The organism is Exiguobacterium sp. MMG028, assembly GCF_027947425.1.
Classification (GTDB): domain Bacteria; phylum Bacillota; class Bacilli; order Exiguobacteriales; family Exiguobacteriaceae; genus Exiguobacterium; species Exiguobacterium aestuarii_A.
Window position 1 is genome coordinate 683,438 of record NZ_JAQJIN010000001.1, and the last position, 20,003, is coordinate 703,440.

General features: G+C 46.6%; 18 protein-coding genes. 3 read left to right on the top strand and 15 right to left on the bottom strand.

Annotated elements, in window-relative coordinates; genetic code table 11:
• Positions 1-13 precede the first annotated feature (13 nt).
• A complete protein-coding gene (locus tag PJK55_RS03680; RefSeq protein WP_224860897.1) occupies positions 14-1,048 on the top strand; it encodes a PTS sugar transporter subunit IIC in 1,035 nt (344 codons plus the stop codon).
• Between the two features lie 47 nt (positions 1,049-1,095).
• On the opposite strand, the gene PJK55_RS03685 is transcribed toward PJK55_RS03680, so the two are convergent.
• The 4 genes from PJK55_RS03685 to PJK55_RS03700 all read right to left on the bottom strand — a co-directional run bounded on the left by PJK55_RS03685 (position 1,096) and on the right by PJK55_RS03700 (position 4,401).
• The gene (locus tag PJK55_RS03685; RefSeq protein ID WP_271304859.1) at positions 1,096-2,136 is read right to left on the bottom strand and encodes a lipid II:glycine glycyltransferase FemX; all 1,041 of its coding nucleotides are present in this window, start codon (positions 2,134-2,136) and stop codon (positions 1,096-1,098) included.
• Between the two features lie 214 nt (positions 2,137-2,350).
• Positions 2,351-3,346, bottom strand: a complete 996-nt coding sequence (locus PJK55_RS03690; RefSeq protein WP_271304860.1) for a Gfo/Idh/MocA family oxidoreductase — start codon at positions 3,344-3,346, stop codon at positions 2,351-2,353.
• A 57-nt stretch (positions 3,347-3,403) separates the two neighbouring features.
• Positions 3,404-3,892 (bottom strand): GNAT family N-acetyltransferase, encoded by a 489-nt coding sequence (locus PJK55_RS03695; protein WP_271304861.1) that lies wholly within the window; start codon positions 3,890-3,892, stop codon positions 3,404-3,406.
• 74 nt (positions 3,893-3,966) lie between these two features.
• Positions 3,967-4,401 carry an OsmC family protein gene (locus tag PJK55_RS03700; RefSeq protein ID WP_271304862.1) on the bottom strand — a complete coding sequence of 145 codons (435 nt, stop codon included), beginning with the start codon at positions 4,399-4,401 and terminating at the stop codon, positions 3,967-3,969.
• A 91-nt stretch (positions 4,402-4,492) separates the two neighbouring features.
• On the opposite strand from PJK55_RS03700, the gene cls reads away from it, so the two are divergent.
• The gene (gene cls / locus PJK55_RS03705) at positions 4,493-5,950 is read left to right on the top strand and encodes a cardiolipin synthase (RefSeq protein WP_271304863.1); all 1,458 of its coding nucleotides are present in this window, start codon (positions 4,493-4,495) and stop codon (positions 5,948-5,950) included.
• Positions 5,951-5,989: 39 nt separating this feature from the next.
• Here the strand turns inward: cls and PJK55_RS03710 are convergent, their stop codons facing one another.
• Positions 5,990-7,963 (bottom strand): methyl-accepting chemotaxis protein, encoded by a 1,974-nt coding sequence (locus PJK55_RS03710; protein WP_271304864.1) that lies wholly within the window; start codon positions 7,961-7,963, stop codon positions 5,990-5,992.
• Between the two features lie 240 nt (positions 7,964-8,203).
• On the opposite strand from PJK55_RS03710, the gene PJK55_RS03715 reads away from it, so the two are divergent.
• The gene (locus PJK55_RS03715) at positions 8,204-8,839 is read left to right on the top strand and encodes a peroxiredoxin-like family protein (protein WP_271304865.1); all 636 of its coding nucleotides are present in this window, start codon (positions 8,204-8,206) and stop codon (positions 8,837-8,839) included.
• A gap of 77 nt (positions 8,840-8,916) precedes the next feature.
• Here PJK55_RS03715 and PJK55_RS03720 read toward each other — a convergent pair whose 3' ends face one another.
• The 10 genes from PJK55_RS03720 to adhE form a co-directional block, all read right to left on the bottom strand.
• The gene (locus tag PJK55_RS03720) at positions 8,917-9,429 is read right to left on the bottom strand and encodes a GNAT family N-acetyltransferase (protein ID WP_271304866.1); all 513 of its coding nucleotides are present in this window, start codon (positions 9,427-9,429) and stop codon (positions 8,917-8,919) included.
• Between the two features lie 58 nt (positions 9,430-9,487).
• Positions 9,488-10,135 carry an alpha/beta family hydrolase gene (locus PJK55_RS03725; protein WP_271304867.1) on the bottom strand — a complete coding sequence of 216 codons (648 nt, stop codon included), beginning with the start codon at positions 10,133-10,135 and terminating at the stop codon, positions 9,488-9,490.
• 9 nt (positions 10,136-10,144) lie between these two features.
• Complete coding sequence (gene pyrH / locus PJK55_RS03730) at positions 10,145-10,885, bottom strand: UMP kinase (RefSeq protein WP_271304868.1); 741 nt, start codon at positions 10,883-10,885, stop codon at positions 10,145-10,147.
• A gap of 82 nt (positions 10,886-10,967) precedes the next feature.
• Positions 10,968-11,627: a hypothetical protein gene (locus tag PJK55_RS03735; RefSeq protein ID WP_271304869.1), complete on the bottom strand. Its 660-nt coding sequence runs from the start codon at positions 11,625-11,627 to the stop codon at positions 10,968-10,970.
• Positions 11,628-11,903: 276 nt separating this feature from the next.
• The gene (locus PJK55_RS03740; protein WP_214692154.1) at positions 11,904-12,425 is read right to left on the bottom strand and encodes a GNAT family N-acetyltransferase; all 522 of its coding nucleotides are present in this window, start codon (positions 12,423-12,425) and stop codon (positions 11,904-11,906) included.
• A gap of 140 nt (positions 12,426-12,565) precedes the next feature.
• Positions 12,566-14,473, bottom strand: coding sequence for a PTS fructose transporter subunit IIABC (locus PJK55_RS03745; protein ID WP_271304870.1), 1,908 nt, complete (start codon positions 14,471-14,473; stop codon positions 12,566-12,568).
• On the bottom strand, positions 14,470-15,399 hold the full coding sequence (gene pfkB, locus PJK55_RS03750; protein WP_271304871.1) for a 1-phosphofructokinase: 930 nt from the start codon (positions 15,397-15,399) through the stop codon (positions 14,470-14,472). The genes PJK55_RS03745 and pfkB overlap by 4 nt, the downstream gene beginning before the upstream one ends.
• Entirely contained in the window at positions 15,396-16,139 is a 744-nt protein-coding gene (locus tag PJK55_RS03755) for a DeoR/GlpR family DNA-binding transcription regulator (RefSeq protein ID WP_214875742.1), read from the bottom strand. The genes pfkB and PJK55_RS03755 overlap by 4 nt, the downstream gene beginning before the upstream one ends.
• Positions 16,140-16,274: 135 nt before the next feature.
• The gene (locus PJK55_RS03760) at positions 16,275-17,189 is read right to left on the bottom strand and encodes an alpha/beta hydrolase (protein ID WP_271304872.1); all 915 of its coding nucleotides are present in this window, start codon (positions 17,187-17,189) and stop codon (positions 16,275-16,277) included.
• 141 nt (positions 17,190-17,330) lie between these two features.
• Positions 17,331-19,922: a bifunctional acetaldehyde-CoA/alcohol dehydrogenase gene (adhE, locus tag PJK55_RS03765; RefSeq protein ID WP_271304873.1), complete on the bottom strand. Its 2,592-nt coding sequence runs from the start codon at positions 19,920-19,922 to the stop codon at positions 17,331-17,333.
• Positions 19,923-20,003 lie beyond the last annotated feature (81 nt).

Genomic DNA, 20,003 nt, shown 5'->3' on the forward strand with positions numbered 1-20,003 from the left:
GAAGGAAGAGTTTATGGTCATTATTCAAGGAATTGCACTTTTACTGCTCATCCTCGCCTTGTTCACACTTTTCAGTTACAAGGCGCCATACGGAATGAAAGCGATGGGCGCATTGGCAGGTGCGGCAATCGCAAGCTTCCTCGTCGAAGCATTCAACGCTTATGCCATCGGCGGATTACTGCCACTCCCTTTATATGAAGAAGTCGGGCAGGCAGCCGGTTCATTATCTGGTCCTGCTGCCGCGGCACTCGTTGCCATCGCACTCGGAATCAATCCCGTTTATAGTTTAATGATCGGGTTATCCGTGTCTGGTTTCGGGATCCTTCCTGGATTTTTCGCAGGATACATCTTGGCTCTGGCTGGCACACGAATAAACCGCTATCTTCCGACAGGTGTCGATATGATTTTCTACGTCATCGTGATGGCACCTCTCGCACGTCTCGTCGCTACTGGCGTGGACCCACTGGTTTCAAATACACTTGCACAAATCGGTGCAGTCATCGAACTCGCCGCGACGCAAAACCCGGTCGTCATGGGACTCGTTCTCGGTGGAATCGTTACTGTGGTGTCGACGTCACCTCTCAGCTCAATGGCTTTGACGGCGATGCTCGGATTGACAGGTGTGCCGATGGCGATTGCCGCTCTCGCGTTGACTGCATCCATTTCGATGAACTACCTGTTGTTCCGTCAACTGAAAATCGGTACGAAAAAAGACCAGCTTTCTGTAGCCATTGAACCGTTGACACAGGCCGACCTCATCTCGGCGAATCCAATCCCAATCTATAGTGTGAACTTTGTAGGGGGTGCAATCGCAGGATTGATTGTAGCGATGACCGGTATGATCAATGATGCCCCCGGGTCGGCTGCGGGTATTCCTGGTCTACTCGTCATGTATGGTTTTAACGACTGGCAGACCGTCACACTGACAGCTGTTGTTTTATTCATCCTTGGAATCGGATTCGGATTGATTGGAAGTCGACTCTTTAAAAATTTCCCGATTGTCCGTCATACGGAAAAAGTTGAATCAACAGAAGAAGATGCCGCATAAAAAAATCGATGCACGCTCGAACGGTTTGTTCAGCGGCATCGATTTTTTTATTTTGCTTCCGGGAGTGGGGTATCCAACCTTACAGGTGTCCGGTAAATTGGGAAGTAGTCTGACACTCCATGCTGTTGGATATGACGCGTATTCAATTTCTGATAAACGTCCTCGTTAAATACGTGTTGACCAATATAATACGTAAGTGGTTCGTTCCCAGAGAAGCTCATCTTAAATTCATAAAGTGCGTCTTCTCCTGTTGCGCCTCCTCCAAGGTGCAAATGTCTTTTCCCTTTCTCAATTGACCGGCGAATCATTTCACTGAAGAGGAAATGGTTTGGACGGAGAGGTAAGTAATCCTTAAGAGACCCTCCAAGGTGATAATTGGCTCCCTCATCTCCGTACAATACCAGAACTCCTGCAACCACGGTGTTTTCAAACACAGCAAATAGAAATTCCGCTTCAAAGGATTCGCTCGTCAGTAACTGAGTGAAATAAGAATCGGTATAATAATAGTCTTCAATCGCATCCCGACGATTCATGGTCGCCTCATAAAGATGCATAAATGTGTGAATATCTGAAGCGTCACCACGCGTGACAGTCAACTGTTCACGGATGGCTCGTTTCACGTTTCGCTTCGTCATTTTATGAAATCGCTCAGCCAAACATTCATACGGTTCATCTAGTTGGACATGGACAGTCTGTCGTACTGGAATTGCTCTCCCGAATGTTTCCATAATGACCTCATCAATTCTTAATGGATGATAACGAATCGTTTCGGTCACCGTTTTCTCGTTCTCCTTGCGTTCAATGAAATGTTGCCTTGCAACTTTCACCTCATCATCTGTGAACTTCCCAACACGAAACGGACCACCATATCCATAAGCTGTCACAAGGTCATCATATCTTTCATTGATTCTGCGACGGATATATGGATATACAAGCATCCCTTTTGACGTGATGGCGAGAAACAGCTCTGGTGAGTCGTTCGATTCACAATTCACGTTGACATAATCAAAATGATCATACGCATCGCATGTTGTTAGATCCAACCATTTTTCCCATTCCATTTGGTCTTTGATGATTTTGAATTCCATCATCTCATCCCCTTTTCAGTAAGTGATTTCCATAACCACTTTTCCCATTAAAGGATGAGCACACCAGTGAAGAATTTAACTTTTTGTTGTTAACAATCAATATCCGATAAAGGTAATTCACGAAATAAATATCGTGATTTCTTTTCCGTTTTTGTTCAAAAAAAAACGAACTCGCACTTAGGCGAATTCGTTCTTGATAGAAGTCTTATGGACATCAATCTACTGAAATCACTTGACCCGTCTCGGACGATTGTCGAGCGAGTTCAATCATTTGCGTCGTGAGTGTCCCATCCCTTAATGAAACGACAGGTTGCCGTGTCTGATAGCTTTCGGCTAACTGATGATAATACATCAAATAGTCACCTTTCTCGATTTGAATCGTTTCGACCTCATCCGTCGATAAGATTCCAGTTTCTAACACGTCACTCGCCAACTTTCCATGCTTCAGTGCCTCTTCCTGAGGGTCAAGTCCGAACTTCACGAAGCTACCTTTCGTTCCATGGACTTCGAACCGCGGAGTTTCGCCAGCGATGAATGGATTCGAGCGAAGATACACTCGCTTCTCTCCATAATAGAATGTCACGTAGAATCCGTCGTCAGACTGTCCACCCTCGCGTTGAATCATCACATCCGCTTGAATCTTGTCAGGTTTTCCGAACAAGGCGAGCGTCTGATCGATGAGATGACTTCCTAAGTCAAACAAAATCCCTGATCCCGGACCTGCATTTTCACGCCAACGGTCCCGTACGTTCGGTCGGAAACGATCAAATCGGGATTCAATCACTTTCCACTCCCCTAACACATTTGAGTCGAGCAATGACCGAATCGTTAAGAAATCACCGTCATAACGACGGTTTTGATAAACATTGACGATTCCCTCAGACTCCGCTTCGATGCTCATCAACTCAGATCCTTCTGCCGTTGTCAGGAATGCGGGTTTTTCAACCAACACATCTTTCCCAGCTTTGAGGCAGGCAACAATCATCTCTTTATGTAAATGCGATGGTGTGGTAATGACATACAAAGAAGCATCTGTTTGCAGCGCCTCGTCTAATGTCGCATACACCGTGGCATCCGGTAATTCAGCCTTTACTTCATCCGGACGCGATGACACGACGCCGCTCACTTCAAAAGTGTCAATCGCCTTTAAAAACGGCAGATGGAATGTGTTCGCTGAAAAGCCGAACCCTACCAAAATGGTTTTAATCATGAAAACTCCTCCTTTTCGCTTATATTATTGTATCAAAAAAAAAGGGTCCATAGACCCTTATGCACTCATGCTCTCATCTAATCTGTATTCGAACGTATTGTACCCGTTTCGTGAATCGACAAAGACGAAACCAAAACGTGGATAATAACTATTTAGGAATTCATTGTCAGCAACACAATCTAGACGAATTGGTTCATCTTCATCGGCTTCCTCTAGTACGTGCTCCATGAGTTGCTGCCCGACGCCACGACCTTTCAGCTTTTCGCTGACGACGATTCGATGGATATATTGTCCACGCTCACTGTCGTCCCATAAGTTGTCATCCCAGTCGTCCGGGGGCAACAAGGCGATAGAAGCTAAAATTTGTTGGTCATCTTCAAAGACATATACACTGCCTTCTGCAATGTCAGTGCGCACACGCTCTACGAGGTCCTGTTCCAAATATTCGGTCCATTGGTCGCTTCCTTGTTCATTTAGCGCTACGGCTCGTTGTTCGATTAGGTTCGCGATGTTTTTGGCATCGCGCTTCGTCGCGAGTCGAATCATAACGTCCTCCTTTAGTTATACAGTATTTGAAATACAAATATAACGGAGAACAGATTGCCTTTCAACCATCTTGCTCACTGTTGAAGTTCGAACGGCGTGACCTCGCCATCGTTCAATTGATAGCTGTAGGATAAAGTGGCATTGAGACTGTGTGAAACAGAACAATAGCGTTCAACAGATAGTTCAATCGCACGTCGCACCCGCTCTTCCGACATGTCGCCTTTCAGAATATACAAGATGTGAATGGCTGTAAAGCGTTTCGGATAATCGATTGCCCGAACCCCATCGATCTTCATTTCGAACGATTCTAACGGTTGACGCATCTTATGCAAAATGGAGACGATATCGATCCCCGTGCAAGACGCGGTGGCGTGAAGTAACATCTCCGTCGGACGAGGTCCCTTGTCGAGACCGCCCACGTCCTCGGACGCATCAAGTGTCACCGTGTGCCCCGACGGCGTATGCGTCTCAAACGCCATGCCTTGCTTCCATACGACTTCCATGTTCATTGTCTTCTCCCCCTATTTCATTTGATAGCAACCTATTCCCGCATTTGTTGTATGATTAAGCTACAAATCGATTTTTAAGGGGTGTATGTCGTTGGATTGGTCCGTTATTTTCAATTGGGGGCTATATATCGTCCTCGGGTTAAACTTATTGTTCGCACTCGCCGTCATTTTTGCCGAAAGACGTGACGTCGGCGCGACTTGGGCCTGGTTGCTCGTCCTATTTTTCTTGCCGGTGCTCGGGTTTATCATTTACCTGTTCCTCGGGCGACAACTCAAAAAGGATAACTTTTATAATTTAAGTGTGGAAGAACGCTCTTTTCATGCGCTACAAGTGGAAGCACAGCTCGAACAGATCCACACACGTCAGACGCAACTTGCGCAGCCACTGTTCGAAAAGTATGACCAACTGCTTCAAATGAACTTGCGCTCTTCAAAATCATTGATCAGTGTACATAACCGTTCCCTCATCTTACATGACGGTGAACAAAAGTTTAAGGCGTTGATGGATGACATCCGCTCCGCTGAAACCGAAATCAATATTCAGTACTATATCATCCAGCGTGATGCTCTCGGACAAGCACTCTTAAAGGAATTGATTGAACGAGCGAAAGCGGGTGTCAAAGTTCGGCTCCTTTACGATGCGGTCGGTTCTCGTAGTCTTCGGAACTCGGACTTCAAAGAATTAATTGCGAACGATGGGGAAGTACGCGTCTTCTTCCCACCGACACTTGGGATGATCAATTTTAAGTTGAACAACCGCAACCACCGAAAAGTCGTCATCATCGATGGGAAGGTCGGGTATGTCGGTGGCTTTAATGTCGGGACCGAATATCTCGGACTCGTTGAGAAGTTCGGATATTGGCGCGATACCCATTTACGCGTCGAAGGAGACGTCGTCTACAATCTTCAACACCGCTTCATCCTGGACTGGAATTACTCAGGTCACCGCAAGCATGACCCGGAGAATACGTTCTGCTTTGCGAGACATGAGATTAAAGACAATTCGCCAATGCAAATCGTCACGAGCGGTCCAAATTCGGATACCGAACATTTAAAAAATATGATGATTAAAATGATTATGTCAGCGAAACGACGGGTCGTCATCCAAACCCCTTATTTTATACCAGACACGAGTTTTATGGATGCATGTAAAATGGCACTCAACTCCGGCGTACAGATGGACATCATGATCCCAGGAAAACCGGACCACCCGTTCGTCATGTGGGCGTCGCTCTCCTTCCTCGGAGAATTGCTCGATTATGGGGCAAACGTCTATCTGTATGATGAAGGCTTCCTCCACGCGAAGACACTTGTCGTCGATGATGAGATTGCGACGGTCGGAACGACGAATTTGGATGCCCGAAGTTTCCGTCTCAACTTTGAAGTGAACGCAGTCATTTACGACGAACGCGTCGCCCTCGAACTTGTTTCCTTATTTGAGACAGACACGTCAGTCAGTCGAACGTATACGATGGAAGACTATGAAAAGCGGAAATGGACAGTACGTGCTCGGGAGGGTGTCTCACGACTCCTCAGCCCGATTTTATAACGAAAGAAGCAGAGCTCGGCGCTCTGCTTCTTTTTCATTTTATAGTTTGAATCTTGAGACGAGGTCTTGTAATTCTTCCGCCATCGTCGCGAGCGCCTTCGCCGATTGTGACACTTCTTCAATTGATTTCAACTGGTCGTCTGTCGTCGCTGCGACTTGTTTGGAGACACTTGAGTTCTCGTCGGCGATGTCAGCAATTTGGGATGCGGTCGCCGCTACTTCTTGGACGTTTGCCGCAATCTCCTCGACAGTTGCAGTAACGTCTTCGATTCGCGGTGTCATCGCGACCGTTCGTTCTTTGATTTTCTCAAATCGGTCTGCCGTCATTTCTGAAGAAATGAGACCGGCTTTCGTATGAGTGGATACTTCTTGCATCAAGTGGACGGATTGCTCTGTCTCCTGTTTGATGCGGTCAATCAATGCCGCAATTTGTTTCGTCGACTGTTGGGACTGCTCGGCAAGCTTTCGAACCTCGCTCGCCACGACAGCGAACCCTTTCCCGTTCTCTCCTGCACGTGCCGCTTCAATTGCTGCATTTAAAGCGAGCAGGTTCGTCTGTTCTGCAATCCCGTTGATGACCGAGACGATCTCTCCAATTTCGCTTGAACGATGTGCCAACGATTGGATGACACCTTCAAACGTAACGACCGACGCATCGATTGCCTGCATCTGTTTAACGTTCTCTCGCACGGTCGTTGATCCATCTTCTGCTTCATTTGACGTCTCACGTGATAGTTCAGACACGTCCATCGAGCTCTCTGAGATGCGCATGATTCCGGACGTGATGGCCTGGAGTGACGTCGCGTTGTCATCGAGCTGACGTTTTGAACCATCGGCACTGACCGCCATCTGGTCGACCGCACGAGCAATCTGTTCTGACGAATCGGAATTATGTGCGGAGTTCGCCATCAATTCCTGCGAAGATGCTGCGACTTGACTAATTGAATCGTCTAGACGAAGTAATACCATTCGCAGTGATGCACTCATCTCATTGAAACTCTCTGAAACGCGACCGATTTCATCGTTCGATAAGACGCTGATCGGTTCAGTCAAATCGCCGGACTTGATCCGTTCTGCCCCCTCGGTTAATAAGCGTAACGGGCGCAAGATTGAGCGGAGAACGAAATATAGAAGAATAGCCGCCACACCGAACATACCGATAATGACGAATACGGTCGTCCAAAGGATGCCGACAGTCTCGTCTTGAATTTCACCATCGTATAGGGTCCCTGTGATTTTCCACCCTGTGAGCGGGTTCGTCACGAACGCCTTTTCGACACCCTCTCCATTCTCTTCAGCGGACAGGATTCCCTCATCTGTTGCAAAAACAGATCCCATCGATGACTCTTCTGATTTCTCTCCGACAGCAATCGATGGATGAATGACGACTTGTCTGGCCTCATCGAAGATAGCCACATATCCTTCTTCACCGATTTGAATATTCTTTGCGACTTCTGCAATATCATTCACGTCCACATCAACCGCAACGACCCCGCGACCATCTGCCGTCTTTTTAGAGACCGTGATCATCATTTTTTGAGAAGCGGCGTCTACGTATGGATTCGTGATGGCGACGTCTTGACCACTCGCTTCTGCCGCCTCATACCAAGGACGAGTCCGTGGATCGTACCCTTCCGGCAATTCTTGCTCAGGATAGATCGTCATCGTACCTTCCGCTGAGGCAAAATAAATATTTGTCACTTTAGGGTGTGTGTCTAAGTATTCCGTGAACTTTTCTGCTAACGCTTGATTGTCTTCACCTTCTTCATAGATGGATGCATCAATCCGATTGGAGAAGAATGAAATGTCCGTCTGAATCGGAGCAATCAAATTCGTCACTTCATTATTCATCCGGTCTACCCCCGAATTGGCAGACTGGATCATTTGTGACTCGATTTTTTGTTTCGCCTGCGTATAAGCGACGACCCCGATCAATGTTGCTGGAATGAGTAGTAATAGGACTGATAAGACAATTAATTTTTGTTTGATGCTGATGGTACGTTTCTGTCTCATAAAACATCTCCTTACCCCGAATAGAATGTTCAAGAAGCATCGGAATGGGGTACCGAATCCTCCTTGGGTTACTTACAATATCGGTTAGGAAAAATAGATGTTAATCATTGATTGAATTATTCGAAAATTATTTTTCGGAAGCTGAAATGGAGTTTCACTTTATTCAGAACATAACGACAAATCATTATATTCGAAATCTGAAATGTATTAAGTTAACATATCGGAAAAGGGGGTAAAAATATGAATACATTATTGGAAGAAATCAAAGCGTATAAAGATCAATTCAAGCAAAAAGCGCCAGCCGAAAAACAACGTTTGATGGCGCAGGCGACACAAGAATTGAAAGAATCAGGGGTGGCTACCGGTTTAGCAGTCGGGGATCAAGCTCCGCTGTTTGAATTGCCTCATGCGGATGGGACAGAAGTCGGTTTGAAAACACTTCTTGAAAAAGGCCCTGTCATCGTCACGTTTTATCGCGGTGGATGGTGCCCATACTGTAACCTCGAACTCCGAGCGTATCAGCGAGAATTGGCACAAATTGAGGAAAAGGGTGCGACGCTCGTGGCAATCAGCCCGGAGACTCCGGATTACTCACTATCTACGAAAGAGAAGAATGAGCTCGATTTTTACGTGTTAAGCGACGTTGATAATCAAGTCGCACGCCAATTTGACCTTGTCTTTGATATGCCGGATTATTTGATTGAGATTTATGAGGCGTCTGGTCTTCAAGTCGATGCACATAACGGCAATGAGGACTGGCAACTTCCGAAGCCAGCGACGTTCATCATCCAACCGGATGGTGCGATTTCATTCAGTGATGTGCCCGCTGACTATACAGAACGAGTCGACCCGAAAACGGTCGTTGAGAAACTATAAACGAAAAAGGAGGTGACGTGTGTCATCTCCTTTTCTTAGTCTTATTTTTACTGATCGTCTGATCACTTCTTGAGTTCCTAATGTAGTATTCCATACACCATGCTGTCGGTCCATTCATTCTTATTCCAATAGTCCTTTAAGAAATGAGCTTCTTTTCTCATTCCAATTCGCTCGCATAATTTTTGAGAAGCGACATTCCTTGCATCAAGATTGGCTTGTATTCGATGTAGGTTGAACTCGTGGAACAATTTTTCAAGTAATCCCTTAACTGCTTCAGTCGCATACCCTTTTCCTGAGTGTGAATCAGAAAAACAATACCCGATTTCGACCGTTTCTTTCATACCCGTATACCAGACAGTGAGATCTCCAATCACTTCATCTTGATGTATGACCGCCAAATTTAACGTACCTGTTTCGGTAAGAGTAGAATTCGTCATTTTTTTAGCAAACGCTTCATTCATATTCTCGGAGGTCCAAGGGTCATGTAAGAGATATCTACACACGTCAGCATTTTTATAGATATTAAATGTGGCAGGCAGATCGCTATTCTTGAATGGTCTGATTTGTAAACGCTCAGTGGTAAATATCATATCGATTCCCCCTTGTAGATTGTGATGAGTATCTATAAACACTCACCACCTTACAACTTTATGGTGCAATGATAAATTTCTCAACGCGCTTGAGAAGTGTTTCAAGTAACCGTAGTGACCGGTATGTCTCTCCTGTGTACTCGAGACTATGATTCATCTCCTTGACAATCTCGAGTTCGGTCAAGGCCAGATGTTCAAGACGCTTCATTCTCTCATCTACATAATGTTGGTCCGCCGTTCCCATTAGCACGAGCTGTTTACCTTTATGGAACAGGATTGCTTCGTATATGTCGTCTTGTTTCAACAACGGTGTCAACCAAACCAGTTTGGCATCATGAAACACGTTTCGGGTAAGCTCACTTGCCATCGCCATCGTACCGAGCGATTTTCCGATGATTATGTATTCATTAATAGAATGGGATTGTAGCACTTGGTCGATGACGAGACGAACATCGTCAACAATCGCCACTGATACATCGACTGAATCATACCGCTCATCCCGATAATTGTAGTTGATTTCAAGAACGTTCAATCCATTCTCTAAACATAACGCTGTCGTATAGCGAAACATCGGGGAATCATTCGTATATCCGTATCCCGGCAACAACATCACGAGCGTGTCGGATGACGAATCAGGTTGCAGGAACGAATACGAGACAGGTATTCCGTTTGTCCCCACGACTTGACCATCTGTTACTTCATGCATATCGTCCCCTCAATTCTGCAAAAGTTGCGTGTCATGGTAATGAATCATCGTTCCAATGGTCTCTCCTTTGAGAATCCGATGAATGGCGTTCCGTTCCTTGAAGTCGAACAAGTGAATCGGCAAACCGTGGTCTCTAGCGAGGAGTAATGCCGATTGATCCATCACTTTCAAGTCATGAGCGATGACGTCGTTATAGTGTAGGGTTTCGTATTGACGCGCCTCCGAATCCAACCGAGGGTCTCGGTCAAATACGCCGGAGACACCGTTCTTGGCCACAAACAAGGCATCGCATCCCACTTCGATGGCACGCTGAACAGCCGGGTAGTCTGAAGAGACGAACGGTTGACCGTTACCGCCTGCGAAAATGACGATATACCCTTTTTTCAAATGATTGATGGCCCGAAGCTGAATGTATGGCTCGGCTACACTTGGCATTGGAATCGACGTCATGACGCGTACTTCTCGACTGGCATCACGTTTCAAAATGCCACGCAGCATCAATGAATTTATGACTGTCCCGAGCGTCCCGATGCTGTCAGCTTCCACTCGATTAATCCCCCACGTTTCTGCTTGATTCCCTCGGAAGAGATTTCCCCCGCCGACCATGACACACACTTCAACCCCGCTATTTGCGAGTGACAAGATCTCCTCTGCAATCAGGCTGAGGCTCATTTCATCAAAATTATCCGGTCCATCACCAGCTAGAGCGGCTCCACTTAACTTGATACAGATTTTTCGGTGCTCCATCATTCCCCAACCCTTCATTTGGAATTTTTTGTTCAATTCAGTATAGAAGAGTTTAAATAATGGAACAACACTATTTTTAATTGATTCATGAGGACATTTCTTTATATTTTTGGTAAGACTCCTCGAACATATAAAGTCCACCGATTTCTTCATCGATAAACGTATATAAAGAAATTTCATAGTCTTGGAGTGATGATTCATTAAGATACTCTTTTACTCTTAGCAAACCTTCTCTTACATATTGCTTTCCCTTTTCAATATTCTCGTTTGAGATATAGTAAAGTCCAAGATCAAGATAGTAACGAGGAAATTCTGGGTACTCCTCAATCGCCTTTAACAGGTACGGTTCATACTGATCTGGACGTTCGAATTGATGTAGATTGGCTATTGAATAGTAGAGGATCCCTTTTGATTTAGCATCCATTTTATTCAGCATCGACTCAATCTCTTCAATCTTTGTTTCGTCATATACTGGATAGACGAAAGTTGATTCAAGATATACGCCGAGGGCGAAGAAAATCGAATGCTCCGGAAACTTATCAAATGCTTCGAATAAGTGTTTGGAGGCACTCTCATAGTCTTCTTCCGGCGTATCCATTTCAGCACTAATGAGAGTCGTCCAGGCGATGAATTCGTCTGGGTACTCTCGGACTAATTCTCTGGCGGCACGGATTGCAAGGTACAGCTTCTTTGGCGATTGTGCCATAGTTTGTATCTTTTGGATTTCTTGATCAAAATGTATCATTTTCTTTTCCCCTAAAAAAAACAAATTTTCACTACTTCCCCCTCATTTAACTAGGTGATTGAATACCATTTTGTCACCACACATGAAGTAGCAATATGAGTTCCTTAATGATAACTAGATGCACATTACTAGGATTTATTGAACATAGAAGATGAAACGGTGAATTTATTTCATGTATGTTTATGATTGTAGCTCAAAGGCAGAATGAATCGCTATAGATAAAAAAGCTCCAATCGGCACAAAAAAAGACCGTAGAACATTCTACAGTCACTAAGCTTAGGCACCCATAATCGAATCATGACGGGTCGTTTCCCAACCGTACGCCACTTCACGGAGTAACAATTCACCAAATTCCCGATCCTTTTGGTCGATGACCTGCCCTTGTTTCCGCTCATAAAATGTGCGGAATGGGTTCATCTCAAGCGCCCAAATCAAAAGTCCCGCCTCGCACATCGATTGGACGGCATGTTCAAGGAGAGCGGACCCGATTCCGTTCCCTTGATGATTTTCCAAAATATAAATGGCATACACTTCGTTCGTATGGTCTGGATACTCACCCGTACGCTCTTCTCCGTAAAGGACGAAGCCCACAATCTCATCATCCACGATCGCCACAAAGCCGGCGACTTCCTGCCGACGAAGCGCTGTGCGCAATCGTTCTGCCCATTCGATGGAACCGGACGAAACTTTCAATAAATACTCAGTCGGTACGATCCCCCGATAGGTCGTACGCCATCCGTTCACACGCACTCTCGCAATCCCATACACATCATCTGGTTTGGCGACTCGAATGTCCAATGTGACCCCCTCCTAACCCGAAGCTTTACAAATAGTTTACCACAAATCCCCAACTTGCAATCCGAGATTATGTGAATTTTCATCGTTCTTCTGCCATAAAAAAGAGCCGCCACCTCTACTGAGGCAACGACTCTCTCGGTTTATGCGACTTCTTTTGATTGCACTGGTGCAGATGACGTCAACGGCTTCTTCAAGAATGAAAGGAGCAATGCACCGACGAGGGCACCTGTCAAGATGGCAACGGCATAGAGTCCCATGCTCATCGCGACATTTCCAGCACCTTCAAGAAGTGGGAAGACGAAGATTCCACCGTGTGGGGCCGGTAATTGAATCGTGAAGAATGCTGACAATCCGCCTGCGATTGCAGAACCGAGGATGGCAGATGGTAGGACGCGAATCGGATCCGCAGCAGCGAACGGAATGGCCGCTTCGGTGATGAATGAAGCACCCATGATATATGCAGTCTTACCAGCTTCACGCTCTTGTTTCGAGAATTTCTGACGAGCAAATACGGTTGATGCAAGTGCGACAAGGATTGGTGGTACCATTCCACCCGCCATGACGGCTGCCATGACTTCTTGGTTTCCTGCTGTGAGAGCTGCCGTACCAAACACGTATGCTGTCTTGTTGATTGGACCACCCATATCGACTGCCATCATACCACCGACGATGACACCGAGAAGGATCGCATTCGCTCCACTCATGCTGTTCAACGTATCCATCAACCATGTCATAAATGCAGCAATCGGTTCATTGACGACAAGCAACATAATCATACCTGAAATAAACGATCCGAGTAACGGATACAAAAGAACTGGCTTGATCCCTTCAAGCGAAGCAGGCAATTTCGCGAGCGCCTTTTTCAAGAAGAGAACAACGTAACCTGCCAAGAAACCGGCAATGAGGCCACCGAGGAATCCGGCGTTTCCTTGGGTTGCAAGTACCCCTGCAACGAGACCTGGTGCGAGACCTGGACGATCAGCAATCGACATCGCGATGAAACCTGCAAGAATCGGAACGAGGAATCCGAATGCTGCTCCACCGATTGTCATCAACTGTGCTGCGAATTCATTGTAAGATGGATCATCCGGGTTAGCAGAGTTGATGCCCCAGAAGAAACTGATTGCGATCAAGAGACCACCTGCGACGACGAGTGGTAGCATCGCAGATACACCGCTCATCAAGTGCTTATAGACACCTGTACGTTGTTCTTTCGGTGCACCAGACGTTTTGGAAGCTTCATATACCGGCGCATCTTGATTGACGGCACGATTGATGAGTTCTTCCGGTTTACGAATTCCTTGTGCAACCGGTACTTCAATGACGCGTTTTCCGGCGAAACGCTCCATTTCCACAGCTTTATCCGCTGCGACGATGATAGCTGTCGCACGATCGATGTCTGCCCGTGTAAGCTCGTTCTTCACTCCAGTAGAACCGTTCGTTTCGACTTTAATATCGACACCCATCGCTTCCGCTTTTTGTTTCAAGCTGTCGGCCGCCATATACGTATGGGCAATTCCTGTCGGACAAGCCGTGACCGCTAAGATGAACGGAGCATCTTCGTTCGTCGGTTTGACGACTTCCGGCTTCTCTTCAGCCGCTTCCTTCTCCTCGATGGCACGGATGACATCGCTTTCAGAAGTCGCTGCATAGAGGCGCTCTTGGAATGCTGGGTCCATCAAGTAAACCGATAATTTAGAGAGCGTTTCAAGGTGTTCGTTATTCGCGTTCTCCCCTGCCGCAATCATGAAGAAGAGTCGGCTTGGTTGACCGTCCAACGCTTCGTAATCGACTCCTTCTGAGCGTCCGAAGGCGATTGCTGGTGTTTGGACAGCACTCGTTTTCGCGTGAGGGATGGCAATCCCTTCTCCGAGTCCAGTCGTGCTCTCGCTTTCACGTTTTAAGATGGCGTCACGATATCCATCGCGGTCAGATAGTTTGCCGGCACGGTCGAGGACATCGACGAGTTCTTCGATGACCTCACGCTTAGAGCTAGCACGAAGATTCAATTGAATCGTATCGCGTTGAAGCAAGTCCGTGATTTTCATGTTGTTTCCTCCATTCGTTTGAGTGGTGTGAGTTGTACTTGATCGATCAATCGATCAATATCTTCTTTTGAACAAAGACCAAACGTATATGCGGACGCACTGCCTGTTGTGACAGCGTAGCGGAACGCCTCCTGTTCGCCTTTTACTTTGACGTTTGCGACAAATCCGGCAACGAGTGAGTCTCCGGCACCGACTGAGTTGACGAGTTTACCGACCGGTGTGTTCGCCGTGACCGCGCCGGCCTTGTTGACGAGTAGTGCTCCATCCCCTGCAAACGAAATGATGACGTTTTTCGCGCCACGTTCAACGAGCTGCTCCGCATAAGGAAGAGCGTCCTCAAACGTCTCGATCTCTGTATCGAACAGTTCGCCTAACTCGTGATGGTTCGGTTTGATCATCAACGGTTCGAGCGAAAGGACTTCAAGCATGGCATCTTTCGTCGTATCGACGACGAAGTCAGCACCTTTTTCGCGAATCGATTCAGCGATTGTCCGATACAACGAGTCCGGTAAATTGCTTGGGATACTTCCCGCAAGAACGACGATGTCACCTTCATCGACTTGGTCGAACTTCGCTTTCAATTGTTCGAGTTCACCATCCGTGATGTTCGGTCCGCTCGCGTTCAATTCGGTCTCTTCTTTTGCACGAATCTTGACGTTGATTCGAGTATTTCCGTTTACTTCAACAAAATCCGTGTGCACACCATGGTCGACGAGCGACTTTTTGATGAAATCACCTGTCGTTCCACCGATAAAGCCAAGCGCTTTCGTTTCTTTTTCATATTCTCGAAGCACGATCGAAACGTTGATCCCTTTTCCACCTGCTCGTTCGGTCGTTTCTTCGATTCGGTTCACTTCTCCTAAATTTACTTCTGGTAATGTCACATAGTAATCAATAGAAGGGTTGAGTGTTAACGTGTAAATCATTTCGCATTCACCACCTTTGTTATTGTTTGGATGGAACTCATTGATGCATCGCTTGATGTGATCAATTGCGCAGCGTCTAACGTGGCGACTCGGCTGAACGTTCGTTTCCCGATTTTCGATGCGTCCGCGAGCACGTATGACGTCTGTGCCAATTCAATTGCCGTCTTTTTGACAAGCGCTTCTTCTGGGTCCGGTGTCGTGTAGCCTGCATCAAGGTCGATTCCGTTCATTCCGAGGAAAGCGAGGTCAACTCGATAATTCATCATGCTCTCGCGTGCATTGTATCCGACGAGCGCTTGAGTCGACCGTTTCAATTCTCCGCCTATCACAAACGTCTTAATATCAAGATCAAATAATTCATTCGCTATCGGTAGACTGTTCGTGACGACGACAATTTTCTTTCCTTCTAAAAACGGTACCATCGCTTGAGTCGTTGTCCCGGCATCTAAATAGATCGACATCCCGTCTTCAATGAATGTTGCGGCCTTCCGTGCAATCGCAACTTTTTCATCGACGAAACGATCTCGTTTCTCTTCAAATGTCGGTTCTTCGTCAGGAGTCGCGATGAGTGTCGCTCCCCCGTGCACCCTTGCCAGATATCCTTCCGCTTCGAGGTCCGTCAAATCACGACGAATCGTCGACTCGGATGAATCCGTCAAATCAACCAACTCTTTCAATTTGACGACTTTCTGCTCAGATAAGCGTTGTAATATCAACTGATGTCGTTGTTTCGTTAACATCATGTTCCCTCCATATGTCTAATATAAAGCGTTTTCATAATAAAAACAACTAAAATCATTCAAAAACATTCATATACATTCAATCTGTCACAATTATAACATAAAAAACGGTCAATAAATGACCGTTTTTTATGTTTATGACTGTTTTCTTAACCATTCCACCACTTCTTGTACGAGTTTTGGATGAATTGGTTCATCAATCGCTTCACGATATTCTTTATGGAGCGTCAGAAGAGAGTGCGGTGAATCCCGCTTCACGAGTAGGTGATTCATGTCATCGATGATCGAGGACGTAACCTCCCCTTTCGTCCGAATCATATGAACGTGTTCCGGTGGGACTTGTACGTCACGTCCCCCTGTAATCGCAAGGACCGGAACGGTGACATGTTCTAACCGCTCCCGTACGTCATACGAGGCATGTTCGCGAATCCATTTTGCATTCACGACTTGTCCTCTATATTTAAAAGCGGAAACGTTCGTGCGTAAAGATCGCTCGAGCAAGTCATCCTGCCGCTGTCTCACCTTTTTCGCCACCCCTGTCACCCGGTAAAACATGCCTTTCAATCCTTTGACACGTTCGACGTCCTTTGCTAAGGCATCTGCCTGATATAAAAACATCTGTTTCGATGACTCATGGAACCCTGACAATAAAATGAGTCCATCGGATTTCGTCTCCAATTGTACAGCGGGCGCAAGGACTGCCCCTTCACTATGACCGAGTATATAGAGATGATTCACATCTGCGAGTTGTCGAATCGTCCGCACGACTAGAATCGCATCGTTAATCAAATCATGTAACCCGACCTTATTGAAGTCACCATCCGACTTCCCGATTCCTTGTTTATCATACCGAAAGACGTTATAGCCATGATCGTATAGCGCCTCAGCTAATTTTCCGTACGTATTAAAGCCGACGCCACCCATATTCCCATCACGGTCACTTGGTCCGCTTCCACTCAACATGACAATGGTCGCCCGAGGCTCCTCATGCGAAAGAAAAGTTCCTGCAATCGTTCCATATGCTGTCGTAATCGTCATCTCTTGTTTCATCGTATCGCCTCCACTTCTATCATACCCGAAACGAACAACCAAAAAAATATGTCGTCGCCTGTACCGTTTCTTAACTAACCTTTTATCTCCTCAAAAAAAGTGCCCGCTCTCTCGAACGGGCACCTTGATTGATTTGATTTCTTATACGCCTTCGTATGCTGCGTACATGATTTCTTTCAACTCTTCAACGAGCGGCATTTTCGGGTTTGCCGTCGTACATTGGTCTTCGAATGCATCGACTGCCATTTTGTCAATCTTCGCATCGAGTTCTGCTTTCTTGATGCCTTGTGCTTTGAACGAGAGCTTGATGTTCAAACGTTGACCGAGCTCGATGATCGCTTGGACGAGTGACTCGACACCTTCTGCTGTCGTACTTGCCGGAAGGCCGAGGTAACGTGCGATTTCTGCGTAACGCTCGTCTGCGATGAATGACTCATATTTCGGGAACGCCGCAAGTTTTGATGGGCGTGTCGCGTTGTAGCGGATGACGTGTGGCATAAGGATTGCGTTCGTACGACCGTGTGGTACGTGGAACTCTCCACCGATTTTGTGAGCGATCGAATGGTTGATTCCAAGGAACGCGTTCGCGAACGCCATACCAGCCATCGTTGAAGCGTTGTGCACTTTCTGACGTGCTTCCGCATCGCTACCGTTTTCATACGCTTTTGGTAGGTAGTCGAAAATCATCTTGATGGCGCGGAGGCAAAGGCCGTCCGTGTAATCATTCGCCATGACTGAAACGTATGCTTCGATTGCGTGCGTCATGACGTCCATTCCTGTGTCAGCCGTAATCGATGCTGGCACGGTCATGACGAACTCAGGGTCGACGATTGCAACGTCTGGTGTGATTGCATAGTCAGCAATCGGATATTTCACGTTACGTTTTTTGTCTGTGATGACGGTGAACGGTGTCACTTCAGAACCTGTACCAGAAGTTGTCGGGATGGCGATAAACATTGATTTGTTACCGAGCGTCGGGAACTTGTACGTCCGTTTGCGAATATCCATGAATTTCTGACGAAGGTTTGAGAACTTCTCTTCAGGACGTTCGTAGAAGAGCCACATTCCTTTCGCAGCATCCATCGGTGATCCACCACCGAGTGCGATAATCATGTCTGGTTGGAAGTGACGCATCGCTTCGGCACCGTTCATGACCGTTTCGACAGATGGGTCTGGTTCGACTTGGTCAAAGATGCGGTACTCAACACCTGCTGGCAAGTTCTTGATGACTTTGTCAGCAAATCCGAGTTTGACCATCATTTCATCCGTGACGATCATCGCCCGTTTTTTTGTTGTGAGCGATTGAAGGTATTGCACCGAGTTTTTCTCGAAGTAGATTTTTTCAGGTACTTTGAACCATTGCATATTCACGCGACGTCTCGCCACCTTTTTCACGTTGAGTAGATGTTTCGCCGTCACGTTTTCTGAGACGGAGTTTTTACCGTATGACCCACAGCCGAGCGTGAGGGATGGTGTCATTTCGTTATAAAGGTCACCGATTCCACCGTGTGCTGAAGGTGAGTTGACGATGATGCGGCAAGCTTTCATGCGAAGACCGAAGTCAAGGATGGCATCGTCATCTGTTGAGTGGATGACCGCTGTGTGACCGAGACCACCGATTTCGAGCATTTTTTCAGCGATCGCGAATCCTTCTTCACGTGACTGTACTTTATAAGCACCGAGAACCGGGCTCAACTTCTCATGAGAAAGAAGTTCAGTTGCGCCGACCGTTTCAAGTTCAGCAATCAAGATTTTCGTGTCAGCCGGTACGTTGAGACCTGCTTTTTCAGCGATCCACGCTGCTGGCTTCCCGACGATTTCTGGGTTGACCGCACATGTGTCCGTACGAATGACGAGTGTTTCGAGTTTCGCTTTTTCTTCAGGTGAACAGAAGTAGCAACCGAGTGCCGTCATTTCTGCCTTCACTTCTTCGTAAACTTCTTGGTCGACGATGATTGCTTGTTCAGACGCACAAATCATACCGTTGTCGAACGTTTTGGAGAGGATGACGTCTGAGATGGCACGTTTCACTTTCGCAGTCTTATCGATGTAAGCCGGTACGTTACCAGGTCCGACACCGAGTGCTGGTTTACCAGTCGAGTAAGCCGATTTGACCATTGCTGCCCCACCAGTCGCAAGAACCATCGCCACACCTGGGTGGTTCATGAGTGCTTTTGTTGCATCGAGCGACGGGACTTCAACCCATTGAATCAAGTTTTCAGGAGCACCTGCTGCTACCGCTGCGTCACGAAGGACACGTGCCGCTTCACTTGAACACTGTTGAGCGGATGGATGGAACGCGAAGATGATTGGGTTACGTGTCTTGATGGCGATGATCGCTTTGAACATCGTTGTCGATGTTGGGTTTGTGACCGGTGTGACCCCAGCGACGACACCGACTGGTTCTGCGATGTATGTGATTCCGTTTTGAACGTCGTCTTCAAGAACGCCAACTGTTTTTTCTCCACGGAGTGAGTTGTAAATATATTCTGTCGCGAAGATATTTTTGATCATCTTGTCTTCAAAGACACCGCGGCCAGTTTCTGTATGTGCTAATTTCGCAAGTGCGACGTGTTGCTCAAGACCAGCGAGCGCCATCGCTTGTACGATTTCATCGATTTTCTCTTGGTCGAACGTCATCAACGTATCGAGTGCGGCGTGTGCACCCTCTACGAGCGTATCCACCATTTGTTCTGCTGTAGTTTCCACTTTTGCTTTCTCTTTGACTGCCATGTTGGGTTCCTCCTCATAATTGAGAGCTTTTAATGAACATATTGACTTGATGGAAGACACAATGTGATGACTGCTTTCAAG